Source organism: Kangsaoukella pontilimi, from assembly GCF_009830125.1.
Lineage (GTDB): Bacteria > Pseudomonadota > Alphaproteobacteria > Rhodobacterales > Rhodobacteraceae > Kangsaoukella > Kangsaoukella pontilimi.
Genome location: NZ_WUPT01000001.1, coordinates 1297404 through 1317955, shown reverse-complemented (window position 1 = coordinate 1317955; position 20552 = coordinate 1297404). Strand labels below are relative to the sequence as shown.

The window sequence follows — 20552 nt, the reverse complement described above, 5'->3', positions numbered from 1 at the left end:
TGTTGAGGGTTGTCGGCGCTCTGCCTAGCTAGGGCGTGCCGGAACGTGAGGCAGAGTTCGGCGTTAATACTGGGTGAGACCCTTGCAGACGACATTGAGAAGCCCCGTGACCTTCAACGGCACCGGTTTGCATACCGGTCGCGCCGTCCGTATGACCATTCATCCGGCTTCGGCCAATTATGGTATCTGGTTCCGGCGGGTCGACGTCACCGAGCATGACAGCATGATCCCGGCGCTGTGGGATGCGGTCAGCGATACCCAGCTTTGCACGCGGATTTCCAACGCCGACGGCGTCGGAGTGTCGACCATCGAACATGTGATGGCCGCTCTGGCGGGCACGGGCGTTCAGAACGCTCTGATCGATATCGACGGACCGGAAGTGCCGCTTCTGGACGGCTCTTCGGCACAATTCGTCACGGGCATCCTGTCGAAAGGCCTCTGCGCCAGTGACGCGCCGATCCGCGCCATCGAGGTGCTCAAGCCCGTCAGCGTCCAGCGGGGCGATGCCGAAGCCATTCTCGAGCCCGATGACGGTCTGACGATCCGCTTTGAAATCGAATTCGCCGACGCCGTGATCGGCCACCAGCAAAAGTCGCTGAACATGGCCAACGGCACCTTCGTGCACGAGCTCTGTGACAGCCGGACCTTCTGCCGCAAGGCAGACATTGATGCTATGCGCGACCGTGGCCTGATCGTGGGCGGCAGCGTGACCTCGGCCGTCGTGGTCGACGGCGACCGCGTCGTCACGCCAGGCGGTATGCGTCACCGCGACGAGCCCGTTCGCCACAAGATGCTGGACGCGCTTGGTGACCTTGCGTTGGCGGGTGCGCCGATCCTCGGTCGCTATACCGGACACAAGGCGGGGCACGCGATGACGAACCTGCTTCTGCGCGCGCTTTTCGCGGATCCGACGGCGTATCGCGTCATCGAATGCACGCCCGAGCAAGCAGCGCGCCTTCCGGGTGCAGGCCTTTCGCGTCAGGACGTGCCGCAGGTGGCGGCGGCCTGAGGGCTGCCGTTAACCGTTTTGCACCGAAATTTTCTGTGCTATCCCGCAAGCCTGACGGCATGACAGGGCTGAGGGGAATGCGAGTTTTTCCGGGAATCAGACAGGCGGCGGCGCTGGTAACGGTGTCTGTTCTGCTGGCCGCATGCGGTGGCGGCAGCGCCGAGGATACCCGGCCGCTCGACAGCTATTCTGCGGAAGAACTCTACAACCGGGCCGAATTCCAGATCGAGATCGGAGAGCCGGCGGATGCCGCGCGGTTCTTCGGAGAGGTCGAGCGGCTGTATCCCTATTCCGAATGGGCAAAGCGGGCGCTTGTCATGCAGGCCTTCGCCTATCACCGCGACCGCGATTACGACGCGAGCCGGGGCGCGGCGCAGCGTTTCATCGACACCTATCCGGGCGACGAGGACGCGGCCTATGCTCAATACCTTCTGGCCCTCAGTTACTATGACCAGATCGACGATGTGGGCCGCGACCAGGGGCTGACCTTTCAGGCGCTTCAGGCGCTTCGCGACGTGATCGAGACCTATCCCGACAGCGAATATGCGCGCTCGGCCATTCTGAAGTTCGACCTGGCCTTCGATCATCTGGCCGCAAAAGAGATGGAGATCGGGCGGTACTACCTCAAGCGCGGGCATTACGTGGCCGCCATCAACCGGTTCCGCGTTGTGGTGGAGGATTTCCAGACCACGACCCAGACGCCCGAGGCGCTTCACCGGCTGGTCGAGAGCTATCTGTCGCTTGGGCTGACCGAAGAGGCGCAGACCGCCGGCGCGATCCTTGGGCATAACTACCGCTCGACGGAATGGTACGAGGACAGCTTCAACTTGCTGACAGGTCGCGGCCTTGCCCCCGAGGCGCAGGGGACAAGCTGGCTCTCTACGGTCTATCGCCAGATGATCCGCGGCGAGTGGCTCTGACAGGTTTCCCATGCTGAGAAGTCTCGACATCCGGGACATGCTGATCATCGACCGGCTCGAGCTGACGCTCGCGCCGGGTCTCAACGTGCTGACGGGTGAGACGGGGGCGGGCAAGTCTATCCTTCTGGATGCGCTCGGCTTTGTGCTGGGCTGGCGCGGTCGGGCCGAACTGGTGCGCGACGGGGCCGAGCAGGGCGAGGTGGTGGCGGAATTCGACCTTGCGCCCGGACACCCTGCACGTGCGGTTCTCGACGAGGCGGGGCTGTCGGCCGAGGATGACGCGTTGATCCTGCGGCGTGTGAACTCGCGGGACGGGCGCAAGACCGCCTGGATCAATGACCGGCGCGTCTCTGGCGATGTACTTCGGCAGTTGTCGGACGCGCTGGTCGAGCTGCACGGGCAGCAGGATGACAAGGGCCTTCTGAACCCGCGCGCGCATCGTCAGATGCTGGATGATTTCGGTGACCTTGGTGACGACGTCGCCCGCTGCCGTGCCGCGTGGCGCGACCTGAAGGGGGCGCGCGCCGCATTGAAAGAGGCCGAGGCCGAGGTCGCGACGTTGAAGGCGGACGAGGAATTTCTGCGCCACGCCGTGGGAGAGCTGGACGCGCTGTCGCCGGAGCCGGGAGAGGACGCGGCGCTTGATGAGCGTCGGCGGCTGATGCAGGCGGCGGGCCGTATTCGTGAGGACGTGGCGCGGGCTCATGCGGCGCTGTCGTCCGACGGTGCCGAGGGGCTGCTCAGGGATGCCGAGCGCTGGCTTGACGGTGCAGCGGGCGCGGCCGAAGGAAGGCTCGACGCAGCCCTTGAGGCGCTTGGCCGCGCTCTGACCGAGTTGGGCGAGGCCGAGGATGGCGTCGCCCGTGCACTTGAGGCGCTCGATGTCGATCCCGGCGAACTGGAGCGGGTGGAAGAGCGGCTGTTCGCGATCCGGGGGCTGGCGCGGAAGCACGACGTGCAGCCCGATGACCTGTCCAACCTCGCCGACCGGCTGAGGGAACGGCTTGGCGCGCTCGATGCGGGCGAGGGCGGCCTGAGTGACCTGAGGCGCGCTGTCCGCGAAGCCGAGGCCGCCTATGACGCCGCCGCCGACAGTCTCGGCGCGGCGCGGTCAGAGGCGGCGGAGCGGCTTGACGCGGCCATGGCGGGGGAACTTGCGCCCCTCAGGATGGAGCGCGCGCATTTCTCGACCGAGATCACCGAGGCCCCGGACGGCCCCGAAGGGCGCGACGGTGTGGCCTTTACCGTTGCCACGAACCCCGGCGCGCCGGCAGGGCCGCTCAACAAGATCGCGTCGGGCGGCGAACTCAGCCGGTTCCTTCTGGCGCTCAAGGTCTGCCTGACGGCGGGGCAGGAAGGGCTGACGTTGATCTTCGACGAGATCGACCGGGGCGTGGGCGGTGCGACGGCCGATGCGGTGGGACGGCGTCTTTCGGCGCTGTCTGATGGGGCGCAGGTGCTGGTCGTGACGCATAGCCCGCAGGTGGCGGCGCTGGCCGATCACCACATGCGGGTGGAAAAGCGTGTCGAGAGGGGTGTGACGCTGTCCACGGTCACTCCGCTCGACGAGGGCGAGCGCGTGGACGAGATTGCCCGGATGCTTTCGGGTGACACGGTAACGAGCGAGGCGCGCTCAGCCGCGCGCGCGCTTTTGGCGGGCTGAGGGGCGTTACCCCCGCCGCCGACGCCGCCCACGCTCGGGCCGGGATGGACCATCGCCGCCGTCTTCGGTGCCGTCAACGACAGACGAGAACCCGCCAAGCGCATCCGTGATCTGATCGAGCGTCGGGCGCGGACCGGCAGGCCGGGTCTCCAGCGCCTCGCGCATCTTGACCAGGTGTTCCGGTGTCGTGCCGCAGCAGCCGCCGATGATCTTCGCGCCCGCGTCCCGCGCCAGAGCGGCGTAATCCGCCATCAGGTCAGGCGTGCCATCGTAATGGATGTGGCCATCCACGTATTTCGGGATGCCCGCGTTACCCTTGGCGATGACCGGGCGCTCGGTGCCCTGCGCCGCAAAGCCCAGAACCGTCCGCAGCAGGTCAGACGCGCCGACACCGCAATTGGCGCCGAAGGCCAGCGGCTTGTGATCGAGTTTCTCGACCAGTTCGGCAAGACCCTGGCTGGTCAGGCCCATCATGGTGCGCCCCGCCGTGTCGAAGCTCATGGTTCCGCACCAGGGCATCCCGGCGAGCAGCGCGGCCTCGGCGGCGGCCTTGTATTCTTCAGGCGCGCTGATCGTCTCGACCCAGAGCACGTCCGCGCCACCCTCTTTCAGACCCTCGGCCTGTTCGTGAAAGATCTCGACGGCGTCGGAGTAGGACAGCGATCCCATCGGCTCCATGATTTCGCCCGTGGGCCCGACCGAGCCCGCGACGACCACGGTCCGGCCCGAGGCATCGGCCACCTCGCGCGCGATCTCGGCTCCGGCGCGGTTCAGTTCGCGCACGCGGGACTGACCGTCATGGAGTTTCAGCCGCGAGGCGTTGCCGCCGAAAGTGTTGGTCAGGAACAGATCGACGCCGGCATCGACCGAGCCTTTGTAAAGCTGGGTCACCCGGTCGGTATGATCGACATTCCAGAATTCGGGTGCGTCGCCAGCCGACAGGCCCATGTTGAACAGGTTCGTTCCCGTCGCGCCATCTGCCAGAATCCAGTCGCGGTCCGAGAGTAGCTGGGCAAGTACGTTCTGCATGGGGTCCAATCCAGATTGATCCGCCGCGCTATCGCACGGCTGGGGCCGTCCTGCAAATCGAATGTCCTCAAGAGGATTATGAGCCGGCGCGTTTCCACCGTCTTTACGCCGTGCGAAAACCTGCGAAAACGGGTGCAAGGCGAAGCGTCGGCAGGGGTTCTTGAAGAAGATGAGCGATGTTCTTGTCATCGGAGGCGGGGTTGTCGGCGTGTCGTCGGCGCTGTTCCTGCTGGAGGAAGGCCACAACGTCACTCTGGTCGAGCGGAAGGGCATCGCCTCGGAAGCCTCGGGCGGCAATGCGGGCGCCTTCGCATTGACCGATGTGGAGCCGCTGGCCTCGCCCGGTATCATGCGGCAGGCGCCGCGCTGGCTTCTTGATCCGACCGGGCCGCTGGCGCTCGACCCGTTCTACGCGCCGTTCATGGCGGAATGGCTTCTCAGGTTCTGGGGGGCCAGCCGGCCGGGCAAGGTCAAGGCCAGCACCAAGGCGATCGGTGACCTGATGCGCGTCTCGGCTGAGGCGTTCGATCAGGTCACGGCCCTTACCGAAGCCGAGCCTCTGATCCGCCGCGACGGGCAGTTGCAGCTTTATGAGGGCGAGGCGGCCTTTCGCGCCGCGGCACCCGTCTGGCAGGCGCGGGCGGATCACGGCGTTCGGTTCGAGATGCTGGAAAGCCCCGGCGCGATTGCCGAGATCCAGCCGGGTCTTTCGCCGCGCTTCACCCACGCGGGGTATACGCCCGACTGGTGCACGGTCACCGATCCGAAAACATGGGTCTGGCATCTGTTCCAGGCATTTCGCGACCGGGGCGGGGTGTACGAAGAGGGGCGCGTCTCGTCGCTCACCCGCGCAAACGGGCGCGTCCGCGCCTCGGGCGACCGGGAGCGGTGGGCCGACCGTGTCGTTGTCGCCGCCGGTCCGTGGTCGCACCGTCTGGCCCGCACCCTCGGCGACCGTATCCCGCTTGAAACCGAGCGGGGCTACAACACCACCATCGCGGATCCGGGGATTGAGCTCAGGACCTTCCTGACCTTCACACAGCATGGGTTCGTCATGTCCAAGATCGGAAACGGCGTGCGCGTGGGCGGCGCGGTCGAACTGGCCGGGCTCGACAAGCCGCCGAATCCCAAGCGGTGGAAGGCGCTTCTGGACAAGGGGCAGGCGTTTTTGCCCGGCCTCAGGACCGAGGGCGGGCAGCAATGGATGGGATTTCGTCCGTCCTTGCCCGACAGCCTGCCGGTGATCGGCCCGTCGCCCCGCGCGCCCGAGGTGATTTATGCCTTCGGCCACGGTCATTACGGGCTGACGCAATCTGCAGGGACCGCGCGGCTGGTGGCCGATCTTGTGGCGGGGCGCGCGCCTGCCATCGACCTTGCCCCGTTCCGCGCCGAGCGCTTCAGGATACTGCCATGACACGACACGCTTTCGCCTGCCTCGACGGTCACACCTGCGGCAACCCTGTCCGGCTTGTGATGGGCGGCGCGCCGACGCTGAAGGGCGCGACGATGCTCGAGCGGCGCGCGCATTTTCTGGCCGAGTTTGACTGGATCAGGACCGGGCTGATGTTCGAGCCGCGCGGCCATGACATGATGTCGGGCGCGATCCTCTATCCGTCCACGCGGGACGACTGCGATGTGGGTGTTCTGTTCATCGAGACCTCGGGTTGCCTGCCGATGTGCGGACACGGGACGATCGGGACCGTGACCATGGCTCTGGAACACGGGCTCGTCACGCCGCGGGCGCCCGGTGTCCTGATGATCGATACGCCTGCCGGACCTGTCCGCGCCGAATACGAGCAGGACGGTGAACGGATCAGTCAGGTCCGCATCACCAATGTCCCGTCCTTCCTTGCCGAGACTAAGGCACGCGTCGAGGTGCCGGGGCTGGGCGAGGTGGTCTTCGACATCGCCTATGGCGGCAATTTCTACGCCATCGTCGAGCCGCAGGCGAATGTTCCCGACATGGCCGAGTTCTCGGCGCTCGACATCATCGGCTTTTCGCGTGCGATGCGCGAGGCCGTGAACCGCGCTTATCGTCCCGTGCATCCCGAGCAGCCCGGCATCAGCGGCGTCCGCCACATCATGTGGACCGGCGCACCAACCGTGGACGGGGCGACCGCTCGGAACGCGGTCTTCTACGGCGAGCGCGCCATCGACCGGTCGCCCTGCGGCACCGGCACCTCGGCCCGGATGGCGCAATGGGCGGCGCGGGGCGACCTTGGCGTGGGCGACGATTTCGTCCACGAGTCGATCATCGGCAGCCTGTTCCACGGCCGGGTCGAGGCCGAGACCACCGTGGGCGACCGCCCGGCCATCATACCGTCACTCGCGGGTTGGGCGCGTCTCACGGGCTACAACACCATCTTCATCGACGACGCCGACCCCTATGCAGCGGGGTTCTCGGTTACCTGAGCCCGGGTCAGCTGCCCCGGTAGGTCGAATAGCCGAAAGGTGAGAGCAGGAGCGGTACGTGGTAATGCGCGTCCTCTGACATGCCGAAGCGGAGCGGAATGTCGGAGAGAAATCGCGGATGCTCTTCCGGTACGCCGACACGGTCCAGATATTCGCCGGTGTGAAAGACCAGTTCGTAGACCCCTTGCCGGAAGCGTTCCTTCGACAGGATGGGCGTGTCCGTTCGCCCGTCCGCATTGGTCACCGCGTCGCCAAGATGCACGCGCGCATCGACTTCGATCCGGAAGAGCGAAACTCGAACTCCGTCTGCAGGCATACCGCGCGCGGTATCCAGAATGTGGGTCGTCAGATAGCCTTGCATTGCGCGCCTCTCTTGCCGTTCTTCGCGTCTCCCGGTCTAAAGGGACCGACGATCAGAGGAAAGAGCGATGACCAACCCGCCCCGCTATCCGCGCGACATGACCGGCTATGGTGCGACGCCGCCCGACCCCCAGTGGCCGGGGGGCGCGAAGATCGCCGTGCAGATCGTGCTGAACTACGAGGAGGGGGGCGAGAACAACGTCCTGCACGGGGATGCGGCGTCAGAGGCGTTTCTCTCCGAGATCGTGGGCGCCGCCGCATGGCCCGGTCAGCGGCACTGGAACATGGAGTCGATCTACGAATACGGCGCGCGTGCCGGGTTCTGGCGGCTCCACCGGATGATGCGGGACCTGCCGGTGACGATCTACGGCGTGGCAACCGCTCTGGCCCGCGCGCCCGAACAGGTGGCGGCCATGAAAGAGGCCGGCTGGGAGATCGCCAGCCATGGCCTCAAGTGGATCGAGTACAAGGATTTCTCGGAAGCGGACGAGCGTGCCCATATGGACGAGGCGATCCGCCTTCACACCGAGGTGACGGGCAGCCGCCCGCACGGGTGGTACACCGGGCGCTGCTCGGTCAACACGGTGCGGCTTGCCGCCGAGGAAGGGGGCTTTGACTACGTGGCCGACAGCTATGCCGACGATCTGCCCTACTGGTCGCGTTTCGGGGACCGCGATCAGCTGATCGTACCCTACACGCTCGACGCCAACGACATGCGCTTCGCCACCCCCCAGGGCTTCAACGCCGGCGATCAGTTCGAAGCCTACCTCCGCGACAGTTTCGACACGCTTTATGCCGAGGGGCAGGCGGGCGCGGCGAAGATGCTGTCGATCGGGCTTCACTGCCGCCTGATCGGGCGTCCGGGCCGGGCGGCTGCGCTGAAACGCGCGCTGGATTACATGGCCGACCATGAGGGCGTCTGGTTCGCCACCCGCGCCCAGATCGCGGAGCATTGGGCGCGGGTGCATCCGCCCCGCGGTGTCGAACGCCCGAGCGACATGGACCGCGCTGCCTTCGTCGCGGAATTCGGCGGCATTTTCGAACATTCGCCCTGGATCGCCGAGCGCGCCCATGACCTTGAGCTTGGACCGACCCACGACAGCGCGCGCGGTGTCCATGCCGCGCTCACCCGCGTCTTCCGGTCGGCCAGCGACGCGGAACGCCTGGGCGTGCTGAACGCCCATCCCGACCTTGCCGGCAAGCTCGCCGCCGCCAGACGTCTGACCGCCGAGAGTACCGCGGAACAGGCCTCCGCCGGGTTGGATGCTCTGACGGATGACGAGCGCGCCGCCTTCACCGATCTGAATACCCGCTACACCGAGCGCTTCGGCTTCCCCTTCATCATCGCGGTCAAGGACAACACAAAGGCCTCGATCATGGAAGCCTTCCGCCGCCGGATCGAAAACGACCGCGAGACCGAATTCGCCACCGCCTGCGCTCAGGTCGAGCGCATCGCGGAGCTCCGCCTGCTGGACCGGTTCGGCGCATGACGGCGATCCGCATCGAACCGCTCACCGCTGAGGCCTTCGCGCCTTTCGGCGATGTTCTCGACTGCACGGGCGAGCCGGACCGCCTGATCAATCAGGGGCTCTGCGGGCGCTGGCACGATCTAGCCACGCTCGATTTCGGGGATGGCCGTGCCGGGATAAGCCTCTTCCGCTCCGAGGTCCGCGTGCTGCCCTACCTGCTGGAGATGGTCGAGCGGCACCCAGACGGCAGTCAGGCGTTCCTGCCCATGACCGAGCACCCGTTTCTTGTTGTCGTCGCGCCGGACGAGGGTGGGCGACCGGGTCGGCCCCGTGCGTTCCGGACGGAGCCGGGGCAGGGGGTGAACTATCACCGGGGGACGTGGCACGGGGTGCTGACACCGCTCCACGCGCCGGGGCTTTTCGCGGTGGTCGACAGAATCGGCGCGGGCGCGAACCTCGAAGAACACTGGTTCGAGACCCCCTATACCGTCAGCGACTAGGTCTCAGACGTCCACCTCGATGGCGATGCCCTGTTCGATGGCCATTTCCACAACTGCCGCCGCACAGGCCAGATCCTGAAGCCCTACGCCCGTCCCGTCGAAGAGCGTGATCTCGTCGTCCGAGGTCCGGCCCGGATGCGTACCGTTGATCACCGCGCCCAACTGGTGGACGTCGCCTTCTGCGATCAGCCCCTCGGCCACCGCGTGCTGCGCCTCGCCGATCGAGATCGATTGCGCCACCTCGTCGGTGAAGACCGTCGCGCGGGCCAGAAGCGCCGGCTCGACCTCCTGCTTGCCCTTCGTATCAGTGCCCATGCAGGCAAGGTGGGTGCCTGGGGCCACGTGGTCCGCGCCGAGGGTCCAGTCGAAGGACGAGGTGATCGAGATGATCACGTCGGCCTCCTGCATGCCCGGCAGTTCGACCGCCTCGAACGGTAGGCCCGCCTCGTCAGCCACCTTCTCGAGGTTGGGCAGCATTTCGGGATGCAGGTTCCAGCCGATGATCTTCTCGAAGTCGCGATGCTCCAGCGCGGTGCGCAACTGAAAGGTGGCCTGATGGCCTGCGCCGATCATGCCGATGACCTTTGCGTCGGGCCGCGCCAGATGCTTGATCGAAACGGACGACGCCGCCGCCGTCCTGAGTGCGGTCAACAGGTTGCCACCCACCATGGCGTGCACACGACCCGTGTCGGGATCGAACAGGAACACCGTGGACTGGTGGTTGATGATCCCCTTGGTCTCGAGGTTGTGCGGCCAGTACCCGCCCGCCTTCAGCCCAAGCGTCAGACCCGACCGGTCGAATCCGCCCTTGAACCCGTAAAGCGCATCCACATGGCCGATGGCCTCGCGCACGACGGGGAAGTTATAGGCCTCGCCCGAGGCCATGGCCGCGAACACCTTCTCCACGGCGTCGAAGGCTGCCTCGCGGGTCATCAGCGCCGCGATCTCTTTCTCAGGTACGATCCACATGGGTCTTCTTCTGTTTGGAAATACTCCGGGAGGGTCCGGGAGGGCAGAGCCCTCCCGGTCGGTCGACGCGGGGCGAAGCCCGCGGCGAAATCAGTAGGCCTTGCCGCGCGCCGAGACGGGCCAGAGCGTCTCGACCTTGCCGCCGCGCACGCCGACGTACCAGTCGTGGACGTTGCAGGTCGGGTCGCAGTGGCCGGGGACCAGCTTCAGCTTGTCGTTGACCTTGAGCGCGCCCTGAGGGTCCATCACAACGCCATGCTCGTCCGAGCATTTCACATATTCGACGTCGTCACGCCCGAAGATCACCGGCAGCCCCGAGTCGACCGACTGCGCCTTGAGCCCGGCATCCACGATCGCCTTATCGGCCTTGGCGTGGCTCATCACGCTCGTCAGGATGAAGAGCGCGTTTTCCCACTCGCCCCGGTCGATGCGGTTGCCGTCCTTGTCCAGGATGCGGCCGTAATCGGCATCCATGAAAGCGTAGGAGCCGCACTGAAGTTCGTTATAGACGCCGGAATTCGACTCGAAGTAGTAGGAGCCGGTGCCGCCGCCGCCGACGATATCGCACTCGATGCCCTCGGCCTTCAGCGTGTCGACCGCGTCCTTCACCATCGCCACGGCCACGTCGATCTTTGCCTTCCGCTCGTCATAGCTGTCGAGGTGCTGCATCGCGCCCTGATAGGCCTGGATGCCTGCAAATTTCAGGCCCGGTGCAGCCTCTACCGCCTTGGCGATCTCGACGACGGCCGGTGTCGAGGTCACGCCGCAGCGGCCCGCGCCGCAGTCGATTTCCACGAGGCATTCGATCTCGGTGCCGTGCTTGACCGCCGCCGCCGACAGGTCGGCCACATTGTCCACGTCGTCGACGCAGCAGATGGTCCGCGCGCCCAGCTTCGGCATTCGCGCCAGCCGGTCGATCTTGGCCGGGTCGCGCACCTGGTTCGAGACGAGCACGTCCTTGATGCCGCCACGGGCAAAGACCTCGGCCTCGCTCACCTTCTGGCAGCAGACGCCGCATGCGCCGCCCAGCTCGACCTGCAGCTTCGCCACATCTACCGACTTGTGCATCTTGCCGTGGACGCGGTGGCGCATCCCGTGCGCCTTCGCATAGTCGCCCATCTTCTTGATGTTCCGCTCGAGAGCATCGAGGTCGAGAACAAGGCAGGGCGTCTGAATGTCGGCCTCGTCCATGCCGGGGATGGCGGGGACGTCGTAGCCGACTTCAAGATCATTGTAATTCGTCATGTCTTTCATGGGTCTGTCCTCACTTCAGGGTCCAGGGCAGCTTGTCGAGATCGACATTGCCCCCGGTGACGACCACGCCGACGCGCTTGCCGGCGAAACGGTCCTTGTTCTTCAGGATGATGGCGAGTGGCACCGCACAGGACGGCTCCATCACGATCCGCAGGTATTTCCAGGTAATCTTCATGGCATCGATGATTTCCTCTTCCGAGGCGGTCATGATGTCGCTCACGTGGTTCGAGACGAAATGCCAGGTCAGGTCCTTGAGCGGCACTTTCAGACCGTCGGCGATGGTCTCGGGCGCATCGTCGGCGATGATGTGACCCGCCTTGAAGCTCCGATAGGCGTCGTCGGCCTGCTCTGGCTCGGCAGCGATGATCTGCACTTCGGGCGCCAGCGTCGACAGCGTCAGACAGGTGCCCGAGATCATGCCGCCGCCGCCGATGGGGGCGACAACCATATCCAGACCGTCGGTCTGCTCCATCATCTCCTTCGAGCAGGTGCCTTGCCCCGCGATCACGCGCGGATCGTTGTAGGGGTGGACGAACTCGCCCCCCGTCGCCGCCTGCACCTTGGCGAAGGTCTCTTCCCGCGACGAGGTCGAGGGCTCGCATTCGGTGATCGTTCCGCCATAGCGGCGGACAGCGTCCTTCTTGGCCTGCGGAGCGGTACGCGGCATCACCACATTGCACGGGATGCCTCGACGACCGGCAGCGTAGGAGAGGCAGAGCGCATGGTTGCCCGAGGAATGGGTCGCGACACCCTTCTTCGCCTGCTCGTCGTCCAGACCGAAAACCGCGTTCGATGCGCCACGCACCTTGAACGCGCCGGGTTCCTGCAGGTTCTCGCATTTGAAGAACAACTGCGCGCCCGACAGCTCATTCAGATAGTCCGAGGTCAGGATCGGCGTCCGCCGGATATGCGGCTTGATCCGTTCGTGCGCGGCGAGCATGTCCTCATATGTCGGAATTTCCATGGCGATGTCCTTCATCACGCAGCTTCCTTGACAGTGGTTTTCTTGCCCGAACGGTAGACGTCCTGCGCGGCTGCCACGCCCGAGCCGAGATCTAGCTCGATGCCTAGGTCTTTCATGCACATTTCCGCGGTGGCGATCCCGGAGAGGGCCATGGTCGGCGTCAGGCTTCCGAGGTGGCCGATGCGAAAGACCTTGCCCGCGACCTCGCCCAGACCTGTGCCGAAGGCGACGCCATAGCCGTGCATGGCGTGTGAGACGATATCGCTTGCGTTGAAGCCCTCAGGCGTGCGGATCGCGCTGACCGTGTCGGAGTAAAGCTCGGGCCGGCCGGCGCACAGTTCCAGCCCCCAGGCCCGGACAGCCGCGCGGACGCCTTCTGCCATCAGGTGATGGCGGGCGAAGACGTTCTCCAGCCCCTCGGCCTCCAGCATCTTGCAGGCTTCGTTCAGGCCGTTCATCAGCCCGACCGCGGGTGTGTAAGGATAGGCGCTTGCGGCGTAACCTTTTTCCATGTCGCGGATATCAAAGAAGGTCCGGTGCAGCTTCGCTGTCGGCGTCGCGGCCATGGCGCGCTCGGAAAAGCCGACGATGGCAAGGCCGGCGGGCAGCATGAAGCCCTTCTGGCTGCCGGTGACGGCGACGTCGACGCCCCATTCGTCAAAGCGGAAATCCATCGACCCGATGGACGAGACGCCATCGACGAACAGCATCGCCGGATGACCGGCGGCGTCGATCGCGGCGCGGACGGCGGCAATGTCGGATTTCACGCCGGTCGCGGTCTCGTTATGCGTGGCCAGAACGACCTTGATTTCGTGGCCGCTGTCCGCGGTCAGGATCTCTTCGAACCGGTCGGCGGGCAGGCCCTCGCCCCAGGGAACGTCGACGATGGTCAGGTCCAGCCCGTGGCGCTGGCACATGTCGATCCACTTGTGACTGAACATGCCGTTCCGCGCGACCAGAACCTTGTCGCCGGGCGAGAGCGTGTTCGAGATCGCCGTTTCCCATCCGCCGGTGCCGGTGGAGGGAAAAATGAAGATCTCGGCGCTGTCGCTTTTCAGGATGCGACGCACGGCAGCGCGGGCGGGGTGCAGGATCTCTCCGAACAGCGGCGACCGGTGGTCGATCGTCGGCATGTCGCAGGCTTTCCTGAGAGCTTCGGGGATATTCGTGGGCCCCGGAATGAAAACCGGATTCTGCATACTCATGGCCGTCTCCTTCCCTTTGTTGGGGGTGTCATAAGGAGGGGCTGCGCGCGGGTAAATTTTTTTGATTTCGGAGGCGCTTCTGCGCCAAGGTGTCAAAACCGCTTTAAAATCAGGGGCTTGATTTTTTTACATGACGAAATTGAATTTCTGATTTCGAAAAACGCCGAAAAAAGTCGCGCGATAAAAACGCTATTCGTACCGTCAGCCGCCCAAACGTAGCTTCGGGTGCCGGTTCACGTCCTTGTAGAGCAGATAGCGGAAGGGCCCGGGGCCACCCGCGTAGCAGGCCTGCGGGCAGAAGGCGCGGAGCCACATGAAGTCACCCGCCTCGACCTCGACCCAGTCACGGTTCAGCCGGTAGACCGCCTTGCCCTCGAGCACATAGAGCCCGTGCTCCATGACATGGGTCTCGAGGAAGGGGATCGACGCGCCGGGCTGAAAGGTCACGATGTTCACATGCATGTCGTGGCGGAGATCGTCCGGCGAGACAAAGCGCGTCGTGGCCCATCTGCCGTCTGTGTCCGGCATGGGGGTCGGCGCCACGTCCTTGTCGCTTGTGACGAAGGCGGGGGGCGTGTCGAGGCCCGGGACAGGCTCGTAGGCCTTACGAACCCAGTGAAAGCTGAGCGGCCCGTCGCCGCTGGCCTGAATGCTCCAGTCGGTACCAGGGGGCAGGTAGGCGTAGCTTCCGGGCGACAGGTCGTGATCCGCGCCGGAGATGCTGAGCCGGCCTGCGCCGGACGTGACGAAGACCACGCCTTCGCCCATCGGGTCGGGTTCGGGCGCGTCGGCCCCGCCGCCCGGCGCGACCTCGACGATGAGTTGAGCGAAGGTTTCGGCGAAGCCCGAGAGGGGACGGGCAAGGATCCAGGCCCTTGTGTCACGCCAGCCGGGCAGGGTGCTTGTCACGATGTCGCGCATCACGCCCTTCGGAATGACGGCATATGCCTCGGTGAAGACAGCGCGTCCCGTCAGAAGCTGATCCTGTCCGGGGTGACCGCCCCTTGGAGTGTAATAGTCCTGTGCCATCAAGCCGTTCCTGTGCTTCACGGCACGACGATAGAAGTGTTTGGCGGGCTGGGGAACCGGGAAACGGCATCGGCGAAAGCCGTCATGAGGAAGGACCGCGCGGAGAGAGTGGCGGCCCTGCGGACCATGCCAAACACACTCACAGTGTTACCGTCCGGCGGTAAATCCGCTTTGAAGGGTGATGCCGCTACCGGCGACTTCGTCCTCTCTCTCCAGATCGGTCAACGCTGCCTCAGCGTCGACCAGATGCGCATCGATGTCCCGCCCTGAGGCGGCAGCGGCCTCCAAGGCCAGCAGATGTTCGCGGAGCCGTTCATGTCCCGCCAGTGCCGCAGAGCCTGCAAGGCGGTGTGCAAGGGCTGCGATCGTGTGTCCAGAGGACCGGTCCCGGTTCATGCGTCGGATGTCGTCCAGACCGTTCCGCACCTCGACGCGGACACGTTCGAGAAGCGACCGCGCGGCATCATCCCCCAGCAGGGCTTCAAGCTCGGTGCGTGAGCCGGGACTTGGCGTCACAGTCTCGGGTGCCTTGCCGCGCGTGGCATCGAGAACCGCGATCAGATCGGAGCGGGCGAGCGGCTTTGTCAGCACATGATCCATGCCGAGCTGCAGAAAACGCTCGATGTCTTCGGGAAGCGCATGGGCGGTCAGCGCGACGATCGGAGTCTCCCGGTTCGGTCCGTCGCCCTCGCGGATTGCCTTGCCGGCACCGAGTCCGTCGAGGCGCGGCATGCTGATGTCCATCAGGATCAGGTCGAAGCGATTTTCCCCAGCGATGGCCAGCCCTTCCGCACCGTCCACCGCCTCGGTTACATGACAGCCTTGCTGCTCCAGCATTTCGCGGACGACCATGCGGTTGATCTCGTTATCCTCGACGACAAGGACGGAGCGGCACTGGCCCGCGAGCGGTCGGTTCGGGCGCTGCAGCGGTTCATCCGGTGCGGAAAAGTCCTCGTCGGTGGGGGCAAGCGGGAGCCGGACCCAGAACAGACTGCCTTCGCCCGGTTCGCTTTCGACGCCGATCTCGCCATCCAGCAGCGCGACAAGACGCCGGACGATACCGAGGCCCAGCCCCGTACCTTCGGCGACGCGCTGGAAAGAGGGATCGAGCGTGACGAAATCGTCGAATATCCGCGCCGTTTCGCCCGCGTCGATGCCTATTCCGGTGTCTGCCACCCGCAGCTCGACGATATCGCTGTCGGCCAGGCGTTCGATTTCCACGGAGATTTCGCCATCTTCCGTGAACTTGATCGCGTTGCCCAAGAGGTTGATGAGGATCTGGCGCAGCCTGTCCTCGTCGCCTTTGACGGCGTCCAGCCCGCTGCCGAAACTGCGGTATTCCAGACGGTTGCCCCGTAGTTCGGCCTCGGCGCGGAGCGTCTCGATCACGTCGCGCGTCAGCTGCAAAAGGGCAAAAGGCGCCGTCGTGGTGACGCCCATACCCGCATCGAGCCGCGAGATATCGAGCACGTTGTTCACGTGAGATTGCAGCGTCTGGCCCGATGTGTTCATCGCATCGACGAAGCGGCGCTGACGAGGCGTCAGGTCAGTCTCTTCCAGAAGCTGTAGCGTGCCCAGAATGCCATTGAGAGGCGTCCGCATTTCGTGGCTCATCACAGCGAGAAGCTCGGCCTTGGCCTTTTCGCCCGCCACGGCGCGGTCCCGCGCGATGACCAGTTCGTTCTCGCTTCGCAGCCGGAACGAGATGTCCCGAATGAAGAAGACCAGTACATCGCTTTCGGGGCCGGCGGCGGTGCCTACCGAGAGTTCGACCGGGAACAGGGAGCCGTCGCGCCGCCGCGCCTGAAGACGCATCAGGTCACGGCCCGACATGCGCCGTTCGCTGTCCTTGCGGTAGCGCGCCATCGGGTTCTCCGGGCTGCCATGGGCGTGATCGGCCACCAGAAGCAAGTTGACGGATGTCCCGACAACGTCCTCGCGACTGTGGCCGAAAATCACTTCGGCAGCGCCGTTGTAGTCGAGGATGAGACCGTTCTCATCCGTCACAAGAATGGCGTCGAGCGACGTGGATATGATCGCCTGCAGCCTTTGCTGCGCGGTCAGGATTTGGTCGTTCTGACGCTGCGAGGCCCGGATCAGCGCTAGCAAGATAGTAAAGACGGTCAGAAGCCCCGTGAGGAGGGCAAGCGCGATAATCGCCAGGTCCCTGAGAGCGTCGGCCACGGCAAGGCGTTGAGCCTCGGCCCGGCCTGCGAAGACCCGCACGCCGACAAGGGCAATCGTCCTGAGCTCGGTGTGCAGGGACACAAGGTCTGACGAGATGCCGGGCAGAGCGGCGCGCAATGCCGGATCGTCCCCGTCGATAAGCGGCGCGACCTCGCTGAGAAACGCATCGACCCGCTCCATCGCTTGGGAGACGTCTTCTGTCGCGAGGATGGTCTGAAAGGCTGCAGAGGATTTGACCGTCCCGACACGAGAGTAGAACACGTCGAAGCGCCGTCTCACCTCGTCCAGTGTCTGGGTTCCGTTTTGTGCCGCTTCCGTCGTTGTCCGCAGAACCAGGTACTCGACCTCGAACTGCGCAAGAGACCATTGCATGCTGTCGGCGTTGGCCGTCGCCAGTTGATCGATCTTGTCGCGCGCGTTCGCACTGAGGAGCCACAGCATCCCGATGCCCAACGCGAGGGATGCAGAAACAAGGGCGGCCCCGAAAAGAAACTTCCTCCGCCGCGTCGGTCTCTGGTGAGATGTGATGTCAGGGGTCGACGGCAAGGCGGTCAAGCTGCCACACGCTGCGCGAATAGATTATTTCCGAGCGGAAGGCGCTTTCCTGATCATAGGGGTAAACCAGCCAGAGCGGACCTTTGTCACGGATCGGCATTGTCGCGCCATTCCGGTGATATGCCAGGATCGGCGCGTCCGGTCCGATCTCTTCAAACGGAATCTCGGCGGAATAGTCGTTGATCGCCGTGGCGATAATCGTACCTTCCGTGACACCTGCATCCTTGATCAGAGCGGCCAGGGGCACGCCCCGGAAGGTTTGCGGTCCTTCGGTCCAAATCGTTGACGTGGTGAATTCGACATGGTCGAAGGCCTGAAGCGCGCTCAGGTCGTAGTGGTGATCCATGCCGTGGGCGTGCAGAGTGAGCAGCGTATCGCTGGCCGTGGCGGCGACCGGAGCCAAAAGAGCCGCCAGAATAACCAATATGCGTCGAACAGCATTCATGTCCGGCGTCCCATCATTCAAGTTTGGACAGACCCTGACATATCGGAAGGATACTGTCATGCGTACTAATGCATATACTCCTATACGAAAGCATATGCTCTGTGCCGAGGAGAAAATCCGTTCCGCCGGGGGCTTAAGGCATTTGCGTCGGGGTCGTGTTTTATCCTAGGCTACTTTCAGGTATTTCAGACAACGGCTTTATTTCACGAGTGATTTGTGAGACGTGCCCAACCCATTCGATGCAGGGCAGTATGCGCATTCTGATTGCAGATGATCACGATCTGGTTCGCGAGACCATCGCTCTGTTCCTGAAAAGCGAGGGTCTGGGCGACGCGTCGGTCGCGGATAGCCTCGATGATGCTCTTGATGTCATGGCGGCCGAAGGGCCGTTCGATCTCGTGCTGCTGGACTATAACATGCCGGGCATGGACGGTCTGATCGGTGTCGACCGGATGAAGGCGTCCTCGGGGGCGACACCGATTGCGATCCTGTCCGGTACGGCATCTCCTGCTGTCGCGAGAGAGGCGATCGCGGTGGGGGCTGCGGGTTTCGTGCCGAAGACGCTCGCCGCCAGGTCCATGGTCAATGCAATCCGCCTGATGGTGTCGGGCGAGGTGTTCATCCCTTACGACTTTATTCAGCAGGATGCCTCTGATCCGGCCGGAGACCTGAGTACGCGGGAAATGCAGGTCGTCAGAGGGCTTGCCGATGGCAAGTCGAACAAGGAGATCGCGCGAGACCTGGGCCTGCAGGAAGTCACGATCAAACTCCATGTGAAGTCTCTGTGCCGGAAGCTGGACGCAAAGAACCGGACGCAGGCCGCAATGATCGCGCGGGACCGGCGGCTGGTCTGACCGCCCCTCAGTCCGGGTCGGGCGGGGCCGGGCGGCGGCTCATCGCGCGCGCGGCGAGTGGCGCACCAAGGATCACCACGAACAGTCTGAGCACGTGATGCGCCACGACGAAGGCCACGTCCGCGCCGACGATCAGGGCGAGGACGGTAAGCTCGGCCTGTCCTCCGGGTGCGAAGGCGAGCAAAGCCTCTTGTCCGGGGGCGAGGCCAAGAACGTATATCGCCTCGACGAAGACAAGCGTGAGCAGGATCAGGATCAGGCAGAAGCCGAACCCTGCCACCAGGTCGCGGCGGACTTCTTCCGCCGTTATGCCCGCGTATTTGCCGCCTATGGTCACGCCGATGAAGAACTGCGCCGCCCAGACCGCTTCGGCTGGCGGGCGGAAATGCAGCCATCCGAGCGATGCCGCCAACGCGGTGGCGATGAGAGGACCAAGGATGGTCGCGCCGAACAGGCCCACCCGCTTCGCCGCCCACCAGCCGATACCTGCACAGGCGACCATCAGCAAAAGCTCGCCCGGCGGAACGGTCGTGATCGGAGCGCCGGGAGGGTTGCTCAGGTCGGCCTCCCAGATGCCTCTCAGCAGGAAGGGCAGCGCGACGACGATCACCAGCACGCGTGTGGCGTGGATCAGCGACATCGCCCTGACATTTCCGCCCGCTTCCTCTCCGAAGGCCAGCATGTCCTGAAGGCCACCGGGCATCGTGGAATAATAGGCAGTCGGAAAATCATAGCCCCACACCCGCTGAAAGTAGGGCACGCCGATGACTCCGATGGCCGCCACCATGAGCGGCACCAGAAGAAGGGTTGGCCACATGTCCGGAAGGGTGGCGATGACGGCGGGTGTCATGGTCGAGCCGACCGCGACGCCCAGAATGGTCCGCATGGATTCGTTCAGGGGCCGGATGCCGCGCATCGGAATCCGGAAGAGCGCCGCCACGAGACAGGCGAAGAGTGGACCCAGAAGCCAGGGCAGAGGAAGGCCTGTCACCTTGAAGAGGCCGACCCCCGCTAGCCCGATGATGAAAGAGTTGATGACGGGGATCATGCGTCGAGCGTCCGCAAGCGGTAGCGAAGCGACGTCTGCAGATGCGCCGCCGCCGCATCGCCCGCCGCCGCCGCATCACCCAGACGGAGGGCGTCGATGATCGCCTGATGCTCCGAGGTCACCGTGTCGATGCGCGCGTCTTCGGTGAAGGTGGTTGGACCGAGCAGCAGAAGAGAATGCGTCAACGCGCGCGCCGCTTGTTCGAGAAACCGGTTCCGGCTTGCCCGGTGCAGGCAGACATGGAAGGCCTGATTTATCTCGGCGGCGCGGGACGGGGCGTCGCGGGCAGCGGCGATGTCTCGGTTCAGCGCATCGAGCGTGTCGAACTCAGCCTCGGTTCCGTGTTTGGCCGCCAGCTCTGCCGCCGTCCGTTCCAGCACCGTCCGCATCTCGTAGAGCTCGACGATCTCGGAATGCCCAAGCCCCCGGATCACGGCACCGATCCGTGGACGGTGTTCGACCACGCCTTCGGCTTCAAGTTTCCGCAAAGCCTCGCGCACCGGCGTCCGCGAAATCGACAGCCGCTCGGCCACTTCTTCCTCGCGCAGGCGGTCGCCGGGGCGGTAATCGCCCTCGCGGAGCGCGGTCAGAAGAGCGTCGTAAGCGGCTTCGCCACTGGAGCGGGGATGGGAGGGCATAAAATTGTATCCTTCTGGATACAATCCTAGGGTCGCAGCGGA

The 20552-nt window shown here is 64.8% G+C and carries 19 protein-coding genes; 8 read left to right on the top strand and 11 right to left on the bottom strand.

The window, feature by feature from the left end; all coding sequences use genetic code 11:
- The first annotated feature begins 82 nt into the window (after positions 1-82).
- The 3 genes from lpxC (at position 83) to recN (ending at position 3592) form a co-directional block, all read left to right on the top strand.
- Positions 83-1009, top strand: a complete 927-nt coding sequence (lpxC, locus tag GQ651_RS06515) for a UDP-3-O-acyl-N-acetylglucosamine deacetylase (RefSeq protein WP_160763371.1) — start codon at positions 83-85, stop codon at positions 1007-1009.
- Between the two features lie 77 nt (positions 1010-1086).
- Complete coding sequence (locus tag GQ651_RS06510; protein ID WP_160763370.1) at positions 1087-1929, top strand: outer membrane protein assembly factor BamD; 843 nt, start codon at positions 1087-1089, stop codon at positions 1927-1929.
- 10 nt (positions 1930-1939) lie between these two features.
- Positions 1940-3592: a DNA repair protein RecN gene (gene recN / locus GQ651_RS06505; protein WP_160763369.1), complete on the top strand. Its 1653-nt coding sequence runs from the start codon at positions 1940-1942 to the stop codon at positions 3590-3592.
- Between the two features lie 6 nt (positions 3593-3598).
- On the opposite strand, the gene bmt is transcribed toward recN, so the two are convergent.
- Positions 3599-4621, bottom strand: coding sequence for a betaine--homocysteine S-methyltransferase (bmt, locus tag GQ651_RS06500; RefSeq protein ID WP_160763368.1), 1023 nt, complete (start codon positions 4619-4621; stop codon positions 3599-3601).
- A 169-nt stretch (positions 4622-4790) separates the two neighbouring features.
- Here bmt and GQ651_RS06495 point away from each other — a divergent pair, with 169 nt between their 5' ends.
- Complete coding sequence (locus GQ651_RS06495; protein WP_160763367.1) at positions 4791-6035, top strand: NAD(P)/FAD-dependent oxidoreductase; 1245 nt, start codon at positions 4791-4793, stop codon at positions 6033-6035.
- On the top strand, positions 6032-7033 hold the full coding sequence (locus GQ651_RS06490; protein WP_160763366.1) for a 4-hydroxyproline epimerase: 1002 nt from the start codon (positions 6032-6034) through the stop codon (positions 7031-7033). The genes GQ651_RS06495 and GQ651_RS06490 overlap by 4 nt, the downstream gene beginning before the upstream one ends.
- A gap of 7 nt (positions 7034-7040) precedes the next feature.
- Here GQ651_RS06490 and uraH read toward each other — a convergent pair whose 3' ends face one another.
- Positions 7041-7394 (bottom strand): hydroxyisourate hydrolase, encoded by a 354-nt coding sequence (gene uraH / locus GQ651_RS06485; protein ID WP_160763365.1) that lies wholly within the window; start codon positions 7392-7394, stop codon positions 7041-7043.
- A gap of 67 nt (positions 7395-7461) precedes the next feature.
- Here uraH and puuE point away from each other — a divergent pair, with 67 nt between their 5' ends.
- Both puuE and GQ651_RS06475 read left to right on the top strand, forming a co-directional pair.
- Positions 7462-8883: an allantoinase PuuE gene (gene puuE, locus GQ651_RS06480; RefSeq protein ID WP_160763364.1), complete on the top strand. Its 1422-nt coding sequence runs from the start codon at positions 7462-7464 to the stop codon at positions 8881-8883.
- Positions 8880-9362: an ureidoglycolate lyase gene (locus tag GQ651_RS06475; RefSeq protein ID WP_160763363.1), complete on the top strand. Its 483-nt coding sequence runs from the start codon at positions 8880-8882 to the stop codon at positions 9360-9362. The genes puuE and GQ651_RS06475 overlap by 4 nt, the downstream gene beginning before the upstream one ends.
- A 3-nt stretch (positions 9363-9365) precedes the next feature.
- Here the strand turns inward: GQ651_RS06475 and bhcD are convergent, their stop codons facing one another.
- The 7 genes from bhcD to GQ651_RS06440 form a co-directional block, all read right to left on the bottom strand.
- Positions 9366-10331 (bottom strand): iminosuccinate reductase BhcD, encoded by a 966-nt coding sequence (gene bhcD / locus GQ651_RS06470; RefSeq protein ID WP_160763362.1) that lies wholly within the window; start codon positions 10329-10331, stop codon positions 9366-9368.
- 90 nt (positions 10332-10421) lie between these two features.
- The gene (bhcC, locus tag GQ651_RS06465) at positions 10422-11585 is read right to left on the bottom strand and encodes a 3-hydroxy-D-aspartate aldolase BhcC (protein WP_160763361.1); all 1164 of its coding nucleotides are present in this window, start codon (positions 11583-11585) and stop codon (positions 10422-10424) included.
- 10 nt (positions 11586-11595) lie between these two features.
- Positions 11596-12564: a beta-hydroxyaspartate dehydratase BhcB gene (gene bhcB, locus GQ651_RS06460; RefSeq protein ID WP_160763360.1), complete on the bottom strand. Its 969-nt coding sequence runs from the start codon at positions 12562-12564 to the stop codon at positions 11596-11598.
- Positions 12564-13754 (bottom strand): L-aspartate--glyoxylate aminotransferase BhcA, encoded by a 1191-nt coding sequence (gene bhcA, locus GQ651_RS06455; protein ID WP_160763359.1) that lies wholly within the window; start codon positions 13752-13754, stop codon positions 12564-12566. Before bhcA ends, bhcB begins: the two co-directional genes overlap by 1 nt.
- Before the next feature lie 201 nt (positions 13755-13955).
- Positions 13956-14783, bottom strand: a complete 828-nt coding sequence (locus tag GQ651_RS06450; protein ID WP_227257976.1) for a bifunctional allantoicase/(S)-ureidoglycine aminohydrolase — start codon at positions 14781-14783, stop codon at positions 13956-13958.
- 147 nt (positions 14784-14930) lie between these two features.
- Positions 14931-17411, bottom strand: a complete 2481-nt coding sequence (locus tag GQ651_RS06445; RefSeq protein ID WP_160763358.1) for a hybrid sensor histidine kinase/response regulator — start codon at positions 17409-17411, stop codon at positions 14931-14933.
- An 88-nt stretch (positions 17412-17499) separates the two neighbouring features.
- Positions 17500-17970, bottom strand: a complete 471-nt coding sequence (locus GQ651_RS06440) for a molybdopterin-dependent oxidoreductase (protein WP_160763357.1) — start codon at positions 17968-17970, stop codon at positions 17500-17502.
- A 251-nt stretch (positions 17971-18221) separates the two neighbouring features.
- On the opposite strand from GQ651_RS06440, the gene GQ651_RS06435 reads away from it, so the two are divergent.
- Positions 18222-18824 (top strand): response regulator transcription factor, encoded by a 603-nt coding sequence (locus tag GQ651_RS06435; RefSeq protein WP_160763356.1) that lies wholly within the window; start codon positions 18222-18224, stop codon positions 18822-18824.
- Positions 18825-18831: 7 nt separating this feature from the next.
- On the opposite strand, the gene GQ651_RS06430 is transcribed toward GQ651_RS06435, so the two are convergent.
- Together GQ651_RS06430 and GQ651_RS06425 are read right to left on the bottom strand one after the other, a co-directional pair.
- On the bottom strand, positions 18832-19872 hold the full coding sequence (locus GQ651_RS06430) for an AbrB family transcriptional regulator (protein ID WP_160763355.1): 1041 nt from the start codon (positions 19870-19872) through the stop codon (positions 18832-18834).
- On the bottom strand, positions 19869-20510 hold the full coding sequence (locus GQ651_RS06425; protein ID WP_160763354.1) for a GntR family transcriptional regulator: 642 nt from the start codon (positions 20508-20510) through the stop codon (positions 19869-19871). Before GQ651_RS06425 ends, GQ651_RS06430 begins: the two co-directional genes overlap by 4 nt.
- Positions 20511-20552 lie beyond the last annotated feature (42 nt).